10 protein-coding genes are annotated in these 11,742 nt (G+C 74.4%); 7 read left to right on the top strand and 3 right to left on the bottom strand.

All coding sequences use genetic code 11. The features are described 5' to 3' along the window. Window positions 1–58: 58 nt before the first annotated feature. A complete protein-coding gene (locus tag ACFWPI_RS11215; protein ID WP_380371106.1) occupies window positions 59–643 on the bottom strand; it encodes a hotdog fold thioesterase in 585 nt (194 codons plus the stop codon). Between the two features lie 201 nt (window positions 644–844). Here ACFWPI_RS11215 and ACFWPI_RS11210 point away from each other — a divergent pair, with 201 nt between their 5' ends. Next, complete coding sequence (locus ACFWPI_RS11210) at window positions 845–2,287, top strand: PHB depolymerase family esterase (RefSeq protein WP_380371109.1); 1,443 nt, start codon at window positions 845–847, stop codon at window positions 2,285–2,287. A gap of 23 nt (window positions 2,288–2,310) precedes the next feature. On the opposite strand, the gene mca is transcribed toward ACFWPI_RS11210, so the two are convergent. Further along, window positions 2,311–3,252: a mycothiol conjugate amidase Mca gene (gene mca, locus ACFWPI_RS11205; RefSeq protein ID WP_380371112.1), complete on the bottom strand. Its 942-nt coding sequence runs from the start codon at window positions 3,250–3,252 to the stop codon at window positions 2,311–2,313. A 126-nt stretch (window positions 3,253–3,378) separates the two neighbouring features. Between mca and ACFWPI_RS11200 the strand changes: the two genes are divergently transcribed. From ACFWPI_RS11200 to murQ, 4 genes are all read left to right on the top strand, one after another. After that, window positions 3,379–4,113 carry a TetR/AcrR family transcriptional regulator gene (locus tag ACFWPI_RS11200; RefSeq protein WP_380371115.1) on the top strand — a complete coding sequence of 245 codons (735 nt, stop codon included), beginning with the start codon at window positions 3,379–3,381 and terminating at the stop codon, window positions 4,111–4,113. A 96-nt stretch (window positions 4,114–4,209) separates the two neighbouring features. Then, window positions 4,210–4,890: a DUF6445 family protein gene (locus ACFWPI_RS11195; protein WP_380371118.1), complete on the top strand. Its 681-nt coding sequence runs from the start codon at window positions 4,210–4,212 to the stop codon at window positions 4,888–4,890. Window positions 4,891–5,060: 170 nt separating this feature from the next. After that, window positions 5,061–5,690, top strand: a complete 630-nt coding sequence (locus ACFWPI_RS11190) for an HAD family hydrolase (RefSeq protein ID WP_380371121.1) — start codon at window positions 5,061–5,063, stop codon at window positions 5,688–5,690. Between the two features lie 157 nt (window positions 5,691–5,847). After that, entirely contained in the window at window positions 5,848–6,753 is a 906-nt protein-coding gene (gene murQ / locus ACFWPI_RS11185) for an N-acetylmuramic acid 6-phosphate etherase (RefSeq protein WP_380371124.1), read from the top strand. A gap of 53 nt (window positions 6,754–6,806) precedes the next feature. On the opposite strand, the gene ACFWPI_RS11180 is transcribed toward murQ, so the two are convergent. Then, window positions 6,807–8,999, bottom strand: a complete 2,193-nt coding sequence (locus ACFWPI_RS11180; protein ID WP_380371127.1) for an MMPL family transporter — start codon at window positions 8,997–8,999, stop codon at window positions 6,807–6,809. 414 nt (window positions 9,000–9,413) lie between these two features. Between ACFWPI_RS11180 and ACFWPI_RS11175 the strand changes: the two genes are divergently transcribed. Together ACFWPI_RS11175 and ACFWPI_RS11170 are read left to right on the top strand one after the other, a co-directional pair. Next, window positions 9,414–10,718, top strand: a complete 1,305-nt coding sequence (locus ACFWPI_RS11175; protein WP_380371129.1) for a sensor histidine kinase — start codon at window positions 9,414–9,416, stop codon at window positions 10,716–10,718. Window positions 10,719–10,762: 44 nt separating this feature from the next. Then, window positions 10,763–11,470: a response regulator gene (locus tag ACFWPI_RS11170; protein WP_380371181.1), complete on the top strand. Its 708-nt coding sequence runs from the start codon at window positions 10,763–10,765 to the stop codon at window positions 11,468–11,470. Window positions 11,471–11,742 lie beyond the last annotated feature (272 nt).

Here is an 11,742-nt window from a genome sequence, read left to right as displayed (position 1 = left end):
CTCCGGTCCTCCGAACCTCTGCCCAGGCCTCCGGTCATGCCACCGGTCGGACCACCTGTCAGGCCGCCGGGCGGGGCGCCAGGATGGCGCAGGTGGTGGTGGCGTGCGCGTAGAGCTTGCCGTTCTCCACCCCGACCACCCTCGCCTCGGCCGTCGCCATCGTCCGGCCCAAATGCAGCACCAGGCCCTCGCAGCGCAGCAGCCCCGAGTCGGCGAACAGCGGGCGCAGCATGTGGACGTTCAACTGCGTGGTGGTGTAGCCGATCCCGGCGGGCAGCCGGCTCAGCACGGCGCAACCGAGCGCCGAGTCCAGCAGGGTGGCGAGGTAGCCGCCGTGCACGGTGTTCATCGGGTTGTAGAGGTGATCGCCGAGTTCGCCCTCGAACACCGCCGTGCCCGGCTTCACCTCGGTCAGATGGAATCCGAGGGTGCTGCAGATCGCCGGCTCCTGAATCCGGCCCGCGAGGATCTCGTGCAGGATCTCCTCTCCGCTCAGGCGCGGGAAGGCGGAGATCGGCGGGCCGGCCGTCCAGGTGTGGGTCCTGGTCCGGGGCACCTGGCCCTCCAGGGCCTGCCGGCCTTCAAGGAGCTCCTGGCCCTCCGGGGACGTCGCGCCGCCGGGGTCTGCCTCATTCGTCGTCATGGGATCAACCTGCCTTGTTCGCGCACGCCCCTCAAGTGCCTTCCGGGGTACGGCCGGCGCGCGGCCCCCGGACATCGGACCATGGCGGTCCACGCCATGGCGGGGCGGTGGACCTCGGGTGGCCGTCACATGGCACCGGGGCGCGGGGCGCGCCACGCTGCACGGCATCCGCCCCCACTCCTCCCCCACCCAGGAGCCCCCATGCCTCTCCGTCCTGCCGCCGCCGCGTTGCTGACGGCCGCCGCACTCGCGATCGGCACCACCGCACCCGCCCCGGCTGCGGCCGACACCGTGAGCGGAACCTTCCAGCAGGTCACCGGATTCGGCGCCAATCCGGGAAACCTCGCGATGTACTCCTACACCCCGGCCGGACTGCCGAGTGGCGCGCCGCTGGTGGTCGCGCTGCACGGCTGCCTGCAGACCGCCAACGACTACTACCGCAACTCCGGTTGGACGACCTTCGCCGACCGGTACGGCTTCGCGGTCGTCTTCCCGCAGACCAGCAGTGCCAACAACAGCCTCTCCTGCTTCAGCTGGTTCGACGCGACCAAGGACGCCCGGGGCGCCGGCGAGGCTGAGTCGGTGATCGAGATGGTCACCAAGGCCAAGGCCCTGTACGGCTCGGACGGCCGGCGGGTGTTCGTCACCGGGCTGTCGGCCGGCGGCGGGATGGCCTCCGACCTGCTGGCCGACTACCCGGACGTGTTCGCCGGCGGGGCGATCGACTCCGGCCTCCCGGCCCAGTGCGCGACCACCCAGGGCGCCGCCTCCGGCTGCCAGAACTCCGACCAGGGGCTCACCCCGGCCCAGTGGGGCGACAAGGTCCGGGCCGCGTACCCGGGCTACGCCGGGCCCTGGCCCCGGGTGGCGATCTGGCAGGGCAGCGCGGACACCGTGGTCAGGCCGGTGAACGCGACGGAGCTGCGCGACCAGTGGACCAACGTCCAGGGTGTCGGCCAGAGCCCGACCAGCACCCGGAGCCTGCCGGGCGGCACCACCGAGGAGGTCTACGCCGACGCGGGCGGGCGGCCCGCCGTGGCGCTGTTCACCATCGCCGGGATGGGCCACGGGCTGGCCGTCAACCCCGGCGCCGCAGCCGACCAGTGCGGGGCCACCGGCAGCTACTTCCTCAACACGATCTGCTCCAGCTACTACACCGCGCAGTTCTGGGGCCTGGACGGCGGCACGGGGCCCACCAACCCCGGCCTGCCCGCCCCGACCGGGCTGACCGCGACCCCGGCGGGCCAGAGCTCGATCGCCCTCGCCTGGCAGGCCGTCAGCGGGGCCGCCTCCTACCAGGTCTACCGGGACGGCACGATGGCGGGCAGTGCCACCGGCCCGTCCTTCACCGACACCGGGCTCGCCCCCGGCACGTCGTACGGCTACACCGTGGCGGCGGTCGACCCGTCGGGCGCGGTGGGCACCCGATCGGCGGCGGTGACGGCGACCACCGGCGGCGGCGCCGCGCAGTGCTTCACCGACAGCAACTACAACCAGGTCCGGGCCGGGCGGGCCACCCAGAGCGGCGGCCTGACCTACGCACTCGGCTCGGGCCAGAGCATGGGCCTCTGGAACACCTTCGTGACGCACACCCTGAAGCAGACCGGCCCGGGCTACTTCGTGCTCGCCGACGGCCAGTGCTGAGCGGGCGAAACCCGACCTCCGGCTCATCCGTCCCCCTCTCCCGGGCGCAGCCCCGCCTCTCCTGAGCGCAGCCCGGCGAACAGGTCGGTCTCGGACCCCTCGCCCTCGACCGGCACCAGGCTCCGGGCGAGGTGGTAGTCCTCCGTCGGCCAGACCTCGCGCTCGATGTCCCGTGGGTGGGCCATGAACGCGACCCCGGGCTCGATCTGGGTGGCGTGCGCCAGCAGTGCCGCGTCCCGTACGGCGAACTGCTCGGCGCACGCGATCCGGGTGGTGGTGGCGAGGGCGGGCGGGGTGTCCGGCCAGTCCGCGAGCAGTGCGCCCATGCCCGAGGGGACGCCCCGCTCCGTCATCGCGTCGTGCAGGGTCTGGAACCAGGCTCTGGAGAGCGCCAGGTGGTAGTAGAGCTTCGCCGCCTGCCAGGGTTCCCCCGTCCCGGGGTGGCGGCCCGGGTCGGCGGCGGCCTCGAAGGCCTCGACCGTGACCTGGTGGGTCATCACGTGGTCGGGGTGCGGATACCCCCCGGTCTCGTCGTAGGTGACCACCACGTGCGGACGGAACTCCCGGATCAGGGCGACCAGCGGCGCCGCGGCGGCCGCCACGGGCTGGGCGGCGAAGCAGCCCGCCGGCAGCGGTTCGCCCGGGCCCGGCATGCCGGAGTCCACGAAGCCGAGGAACTGCTGGCGCACCCCGAGGATGCCCCGGGCGGCTGCCATCTCCTCGCTCCGGATCCGGGCGAGGTCCGCCCGGACCTCGGGGCGGTCCATGGCCGGGTTGAGCACCGAGCCGCGCTCACCGCCGGTACAGGTGGCGACCAGGACGTCCACCCCCTCGGCGGCGTACCGCGCGAGGGTGGCAGCGCCCTTGCTGGACTCGTCGTCGGGGTGGGCGTGGACGCTGAGCAGGCGGAGCCGCCCGGCGTGCTGGGTGAACACGGCGCCTCCGTACGTGGCCGATGTGGTCATGCGCCCTCCCCGGGTCGTCCGTCCGGCGGCCGCTCCGACCGCCCGGAAGAAACTTAGGACGGACCCAGTGATTAGGTCAAGCCTAATTTCTGGGTCCGACCCAGCGAACTGCGCTACGCTGCCCCCATGACGGAACCCACAACGGAAACCGCGACGGAAACCCTGACGGGAACCGGGGCCGCCCCGACCCTGCGCGAGCTCAACAAGCGCCGCACCCGCGAGGCGATCTCGCACGCCGCGACCAGGCTCTTCATCGAGCAGGGCTTCGACCGCACCACCATCGCCGAGGTCGCGACGGCCGCCGGAGTCGCCAAGATGACCGTCACCAACCACTTCCCGCGCAAGGAGGACCTCCTCCTCGACCTGCACGAGGAGATCGTCGGTCGGCTCGCCCGGGCGGTCGCCGAGCGTGCGCCCGGCGAGTCCGCCCTCGCCGCGCTGCGCCGCGACTGCCTGGCCGGCCTCGACCGGCACGACCCACGGCTCGGCTTCTCCGGCCCGGCGTTCGCCCACACCGTCGCCGACAGCCCCGCCCTGGTCGCCCGGATCCGCGAGCTGCACGAACAGAGCGAGACCGCCCTGGCCGAGACCCTGGCCGAGGCCACCCGCCCCACGACAACCGGCACTCCGCCCGGCGCGCCGGGCAGCACACCGGCCGGCCCGCCGGTCGACTTCGAGAGCCGGGTGGCCGCCGGGCTGCTCGCCGCCGTCGACCGCACGGTGTTCACCGAAGTGTTCCGCAGGCTGCTGGCCGGCGACGAGGCCGCCGCCATCACGGCGGCGGTGCGCCCCTCGGCCGTCCGGGCCTTCGACCGACTGGAGGGCGCCCTGGGCACCTTCGCCGTCCGACCGGGCTCCTGACCTGCGGCGCGAGACGCCCACCCGTGGAGAGCCCTTGACGAAAGGTTGACCTGCTCACGGCAGAAGGTTGACGACCGCCGCCCCTATCGTCGGCCCATGCCCTCACAGCCCATCAGGCCCACCACCCTGCCGGTCCTGCCCTACCGCAAGCCCACCCGAGGCCGGGACTACTGGGTCCTGGACAACGTCCTCCCCGACCCGGACGCCGTCCGCGAGCGCTGTCTGGCCCGCGGCGACTGGACCGAAGGCTACCCGCACCGCCCCGAGACCTGGCCCGGCCTGCGCACCATGCCCGGCCTGGAGCCCGACGAGCTGGCCCGGGTGGAGGCCCTGGTCCGCAAGGCCACCGGCGCTCCCCGGCTCTGGGTGCAGAGCACCCCGGGCGGCGGCACGCTCAACCACAACTGCGTCCAGGTCGTCGGCGCCGGGGAGTCGGAGTCCCGCCCGCACACCGACTCCCGCGCGCTCTGCCGCTACGCCGCCGTGCTCTACCTCAGCCCAGGCGCGCCGAAGGACGCCGGCACCAGCTTCTACCGCCAGCAGTTCCCCGGCGGACGCCTCGGCGGGAACCTCGTCAACGCGCCGCACAACAACCTGGTCGAGGCGCTCGGCACCCGCCACGTGCCCGCCGACCACTTCACCGAGGACGTCCGCGTCCCCAACCGCTACAACCAGCTGCTCCTCTACCACGCCAACCTCATGCACAGCGCGACCTCCTACTACGGCGCCGAGCTGCCGGAACGTCGGATGACGGCCGTCTTCTTCTGGATGGCCTGACGGACCGACAGCACGCCCGACCACCGAACGCGGCAACCGAACGCGGCCGCCGAACGCGGTCTCCGGAGCTGCCGAGGACTCACCGCCCCCTTGACCCGGCCCCGCCCGCACCCCCGAGAGTGGCAGGGGCGGGCCGCGCCACGGCGGCCGCAGCGGAGAGGGGACCACCCGTGAACGCACCCTGTCTCATCCTCGACATCGGCGGCGTCCTGGAATACACGCCGAGGACGGGCTGGCCGGAGCGCTGGGAGCGCCTGTTGGAGCTGCCGCCGCACGCGATCGACGAGCGGCTGCGGGACGTCTGGCAGGCCGGCGCGATCGGTGGCATCACCGAGCCGGAGGTGCGTGAGCAGGTGGCCGCCCGGTTGCACCTCGGTCCGGCCCAGGTCGAGGCCTTCATGGCCGACCTCTGGGAGGAGTACCTGGGCACGCCGAACGAGGAGCTCATCGCCCACGTGCGCGGGCTGCGCGGGCGGGCCCGGCTCGGCATCCTCAGCAACAGTTTCGTCGGCGCCCGCGAACGCGAGGTCCCGCTCTACCGGTTCGACGAGCTGGTGGAGCACATCGTCTACTCGCACGAGATCGGGACCGGCAAGCCCGACCCGCGCGCCTACGAGATCACCTGCGCCGAGTTGGGCGTCAGCCCGGTCGACTGCCTCTTCATCGACGACCACGCGCCCAACGTCCAGGCCGCCCGGGCGGTGGGCATGCAGGCCCATCTGTTCGAGGACAACGCCCCCGCCATCGCCCGCATCGCCCGTCACCTCGGCGACGGCGACGGCGACGGCGACGTCCGTTGACGGGCTGAACGGGCTGAGCACTCACTCCGTACGTGGGGGCAGGACGGACACCCCTGACGGCCCGGCGCCCGCCACGGCGCCACCCCGACCGAGGCCCCGGAGACCACGCGCGGCCCCGCACCGATTGGCGACCGCCGCGTCCGGGGACGCTGGCCGCATGCACCAGGACGCCGTACCGCCGACCGAGACGATCCGCCCCGATTGGGCCGGGATCGACCAGCTGCCGACCACCGACCTGCTCCGCCTGATGAACGCCGAGGACCGCACCGTCCCCGCCGCGGTGGCCGGGGAGTTGGTCCGGATCGCCGCCGCGGTGGACGCCACGGCGGCACGGATGGCGGCCGGTGGGCGGCTGGTCTACGCCGGGGCGGGGTCCGCCGGGCGGCTCGGAGTGCTGGACGCCGCCGAGTGCCCGCCGACCTTCGGCACCGATCCGGGCCTGGTGGTGGGCCTGATCGCGGGGGGCGGGACCGCCGTGACCGAGGCCGTCGAGGGCGCCGAGGACCGCCCGGAGCTGGCGGCGGCCGACCTGGCCGCGCTCCGGCTCACCCCGGCCGACACCGTGGTGGGCGTCTCCGCCTCCGGCCGCACGCCGTACGCGCTGGCGGCCGTCCGGACCGCACGGGCGGCCGGGGCACTGACGGTCGGACTGACCTGCAACCGGGGCTCGGCGCTGGTGGCGGCGGCCGAGCTGGGGATCGAGGTGGAGGTCGGCCCGGAGGTGCTGGCAGGGTCAACCAGGCTGAAGGCGGGCACGGCGCAGAAGCTGGTGCTCAACATGCTGTCGACGGCCGTCATGGTCCGGCTCGGCCGGACGTACGGCAATCTGATGGTCGACGTCCGGGCCACCAACGCCAAGCTCCGCGCACGGGCCCACCGGATCGTCACGGAGGCCACCGGCGCCGACGAGGCGGCGGTCCGCCGCGCGCTCGCCGCCACCGGGGGCCGGGCCAAGGACGCGATCCTGGTCCTGCTCGCGGACGTGGACGCGCCGACCGCCGCCCGGCAGCTCGCCGCCTCCGGCGGGCGGCTGCGCGAGGCACTGCGCGCCCACCGCCGCTAGTACTCCAGCAGGACTTCGATGTTTTTCCTGCCGGAGTACTGACGGCTCGCCGGTCAGGGCACCGGGACGCGGTACGGCTCCGGGGCCGGCTCGGCCCGGTGGTGGTGGCGGGCCGGGCGGAGCGGCCACCAGAGGGCGCGGCCGAGCAGGGCGGCGACGGCGGGCACCAGGACCAGGGACAGGACGACGGCGGAGAGCAGGATGCCGAGCGTCAGCGCGAAGGCGACCTGTTCGCTGCCCGGGGTGGCGGCGAGGGTCGCGAAGGAACCGGCCAGGACCAGGCCGGCCGTGGCGATGGCGGGCGTGGTGTGCCGTACGGCGCGGGCGACGGCGGCGCGGGGCGGGCCGGGGCGCTGCATCTCCTCGCGGATCCGGTCGGTGATGAGGATGTTGTAGTCGGTGCCCAGCGCCACGACGAACAGGAACAGCACCAGCGGGAGGGTGAAGCTGACGCCCGGTTCGCCCAGCCCGTGCTGGAACAGCAGGGTCGCGGCGCCGAGGGTGGCGGCGAAGCCGAGCCCGACCGAGAGCATCAGGACCAGCGGGGCGAGCAGGCTGCGCAGGAGCAGCAGCAGGATCAGGGCGATCAGGGCGGCCGCGACCGGGAAGACGATCGCCAGGTCGTGGTCGACGGCGGTGGAGATGTCGGCGAAGATCGCCGCCGTGCCGCCCACGTGGGCGCTGGTCCCGGCGGGTGTGTGGGCGGCGACCGCGGCGCGGACCGGGCCGGAGGCCAGGTCGCGGGCGCGCCGGCTCTGCGGGTCTGCGGTCAGGTAGAGGTCGATCCGGGCGGCGCGCCGGTCCCCGTTGAGGACGGTGCCGCCCGTCTTGCCGACGCCCTCGACCTGGGTGAGGGCGTGGGAGAGGCCGTCGAGCCGGCCGGGGGTGAGGGTGGTGCCGTCCGTGGTGACGACGTAGACGCTCGTCGGGTCGGAGACGCCGGCCGGCAGGGTGCGGGAGATCTCGGCGGCGGTGGCGGCGGCCGGGGTCCGATCGCCGGCGCCGCCGAGGCCGTAGTCCATCCGGATCCCGGTCATCCCGGCGGCCAGCGCGCCGAGCAGGGCGAGGGCGGCGAGCAGCATCGGCAGCGGCCGCCGGGCGACGAGCGTGCCGAAGCGGGCGGCGAAGCCCTCGTCCGGCTGGCGGCGCAGGCTGCGGGAGGGCCAGAACATGCCGCGGCCGCAGGCGGCGAGCAGGGCGGGCATCATGGTGAGGCTGCCCAGCAGCATGACCAGGACGGCGACGGCGATGGCCGGGCCGAGCGAGCGGAACTGGCCGAAGCTGGCCACGCCGAGGGTGGCGAAGGCGGCGACGATGGTCAGCGCGGCCGAGGTGATCGCGGTGCCCACCCGGGCGGTCACCTGGGCGGCGGCTTCGCGGGCGGGCTGCTCGGGCCGGGCCCGCAGGTGCTCGCGGAAGCGGAAGAGCAGGAAGAGCAGGTAGTCGACGCCGATGCCGAGCAGGACCACGGAGACCAGCCCGGGGGTGCCGGCGTCGAGCTTGAGGCCGGTCAGCGTCGCGGCGACGGCCACGGCTCCGCCGGCCGCGCTGCCGATCATGGCGACGGCGAGCAGCGGCAGCAGGGCCGCCGCCACGCTGCGGAACACCAGCACGTTGAGCAGGACGATCAGCCCCATGACGAGCGCGCTGCCGACCGTCGCGGCGGTGCGGTGGGAGTCGGCGGTGTCCACGGCGTCGGCCAGTCCCCCGGTGAACCCGGTGCGCATCCCGGCGTCGGCGAACTGGGCCCGGGTGGCGTCCCGGAACGCCCGGTAGACGCCCTGGACGCCCTCGGCCGCGGCGTTGCCGGTCAGTTCGACGGAGAGCAGTTCGAAGCCGCGGTCGGGCGCCACCATGGCCGGGGCGACCCGGGGGGTCTGGGACCGGTCGGGGACGAGGAAGGCCGGCTCGTCGTCCTTCCTGGGCATGACGACCCGGCGCTGGGCGAGCTTCGCCGCCTCGGCCTCGACCCGCTGCTGGTCGGCGGCGGTGAGCGCCTGGCCGTCGGTCCTGGCGACCAGCACCGTGACCGTGGTGGCGTCGGGCTTCATCCCGAAGTTCTCCTCGGCGATCCGCAGCGCGGCGGCCGAGTCGTAGCTCTTGGGCAGGAAGTCCCCGGTCTGGGACTGGGTGACGCGGGCGAGCAGCATCGGGCTCAGCAGGGCCAGGGAGAGTCCCAGCACCACCCAGAGGGTGATCACCTTCCACGGGTTCCTGGTGGAGTATCCGGTCAGTGCGCGGATCACGATTTCCTCCGGCGGTGGACGCGAGCGTCCGCAAGGTCGGTCTCGGCTCCGGGGGTTCCCGGCCGGGTTCCAGACCATCACCCGGGGTGGGCCGCGGACGTCCCTGCGACGGACGATCCGCACCGGGGCCCCTACTCCTCGGCCGGGCCCGGACCCGGGACCGTGGTCCTGGTCCGGCCCCCGTGATCGGCCGTGGGGACCATGCCGGGGCGGGGTGGGCCGATGCCAGAATGGGGTCATCGGGCCTGTTCAGAGCCTGTTCAGGGCCTGAAACAGGCTCTGATCGGGGCCTGATCGGGCTCATCGGGGCTCGTCAGGGCTCATCGGGGCTCGTGGCTCGTGGCTCGTGGCTCGTGGCGCGTCAGGGCTCATCGGTGAGGCGCGGCGCGGGCCGGGCACGGAGGGGGAACGGACATGGGCGGTCATCAGCGCCCCGCGATGGACACGGCACTCGGGGCGGACCCGGCACACCCGGCACACCGGGCGAGCGGGAGCCCGGGGCCCGGCGGGGTGGCGGACGCGCCGCCGGAGACCGACGGCGCGCCGTGGACCCACGCCGACGCGCTGGTGGCCGCCTGCGTCTGCACGCTCGACCTGCTCAACTACCTGCTCTTCAGCGAGATGGACGGGGTACGCCGGGTGACCCCGCCGGGCCTGCTCCTCGTCGCGCTGTCGGCCCTGCCGCTGCTCGTCCGGCGCCGCCACCCGGTGCCGGCGCTCGCCGTGGTCCTGGCCGTCGAGGCCGCGATCGACCTGTCCACACCGGCGAGCACCCACTTCGGCGCCGTCCTGATGGTCGGCCTGTACTCGGTCGCCCGGGTCCGCCCCGCCCCGGTGACGGCGGCCGCCGCGGCGGCGACGACGGTGCTGACCACGCTGAGCCAAAGCCACCTGCGCGTCCCCTCCTGGCAGGCGCTCGCCGGCACCTCCTGCTCCACCCTGCTCGTGGCCGGCGCCGGCCTCGCCGTGGCGCGCTGGCAGCGGGAGGTCGCGGCCAACCGCAAACTGCTGGCCGAACGCGCGGTGGCCGACGAACGCCGCCGCATCGCACGGGAGTTGCACGACATCGTGGCGCACCACATCACCACCATGCAGCTGATGGCCGGCGGCGCCCGGGCCAACCTCGCCCACCCGGAGGTGGTCCGGGACGCCCTGGTCACCCTGGAGTCCTCCGGGCGACTGGCCCTGCGGGAGATGCGCCAGCTCCTGGACGTCCTGCGGGCCGGCGACGAACCGGACACCGCCCCGCCCTCGCCCCAGCCCGGGGCCGAGGACCTCGGCCGGCTGGTGGACGAGTCCCGGGTGGCCGGCCTGCCGACCGACTTCGGCGTCCACGGGCCCCGCCGCCCGCTGCCGCCCACCGTCGGCCTGACCGTGTTCCGGATCGTCCAGGAGGGCCTCACCAACGCCCGCAAGCACGCCGGGCCCGCCCGCGCGACCGTCACCCTGACGTACGGTCCGGACCGGGTCACCGTCGAGGTGCGCGACGACGGGAGCACGGCGGGCACGGGCGGCGCCGCACCGCAGGAGGCGGTGCCGGCCGGCGGCAGGAGCGGGTACGGCCTGATCGGCATGCGCGAGCGCGTCGCCCTGCACGGCGGCACCCTGCGGACCGGACCACGTCCGGAGGGCGGCTTCGCCGTCCTGGCCGACCTGCCACTGGCCCCGGAGGAGACGGCCGACGCGGCCGTCCAGCACGGAACGGCGACGGCCCGGTGAGCGCGCACGACGGCGGCCCGGTGGGCGCGCACGACGACGACCCGGTGAGGTCGAACGACGACGGCCCGGTGGGCGCGGTGGCACCGGGTATCCGGGTCCTCATCGCGGACGACCAGCCGCTGGTGCGGCGCGGCCTGTCCCTGATCCTCTCCCCCGACCCGTCCTTCGAGGTGGTGGGCGAGGCCGAGAACGGGGAGCAGGCCGTCACCGCCGCCCGCCTGCTGCGCCCCGACGTCGTGGTGATGGACATCCGGATGCCCGTGCTCGACGGGGTCGGCGCGACCCGGGAGCTGGCCCGCACCCTCCCCTCCTGCCGAGTCCTCGCCCTCAGCACCTTCGACATGGACGAGTACGTGGTGGCCGCGCTGCGCGCCGGCGCCCACGGGTTCCTGCCCAAGGACGTCTCACCGGAGGAACTGGGCGCGGCGATCCGCACCGTCCACGCCGGCGAGGCGGTGGTCGCCCCGCGCCTGCTCACCCGGCTGATCTCCACCTACGTCCGGGCCCCGGTCGGCGCCCCGCCGCCGGTCACCGACACGGGCGGGCTGACGCCCCGGGAGGTCGAGGTGTGGCGGCTGATGGCCACCGGCCACGACAACACCGAGATCGCCCGGGCCCTGGACATCAGCCTGTCGACGGTGAAGAACTACATCACCAGCATCTTCGGCAAGCTCGACGTCCGGGACCGCGCCCAGGCGGTCATCGCGGCCTACGAGTCCGGCCTGGTCACCGCGCGCACGGGAGGCGGGTAGCGGGGGCTTTCCGTCTGCGGGCCCTTGTCGACCGCGAGCTCCACCTGCCCAGGTCCTGGACGGAGTATCGGGACCGCTGCCGCGCGGCGAAGATCCCCGGCCGACGCCTGGCAGCGGATCCCGTACGGTGCCGGCGCAAAAGGACCGCGTATCCACGACCGGGCGGCCATCCGGCTGCCCGCCGTGGCGGAGTTCGACTACCGGGGCGAGGTCCAGGTCCGCCAGCGGTGGGCACCGGCCCGCCGCAGCCTGAGCAGGCCCAGGGTGGTCAT

The organism is Kitasatospora sp. NPDC058492 (assembly GCF_042720685.1).
GTDB lineage: Bacteria > Actinomycetota > Actinomycetes > Streptomycetales > Streptomycetaceae > Kitasatospora.
The sequence above is the reverse complement of the archived record's forward strand: the minus strand, read 5'-3'. Positions and strand labels throughout refer to the sequence as shown.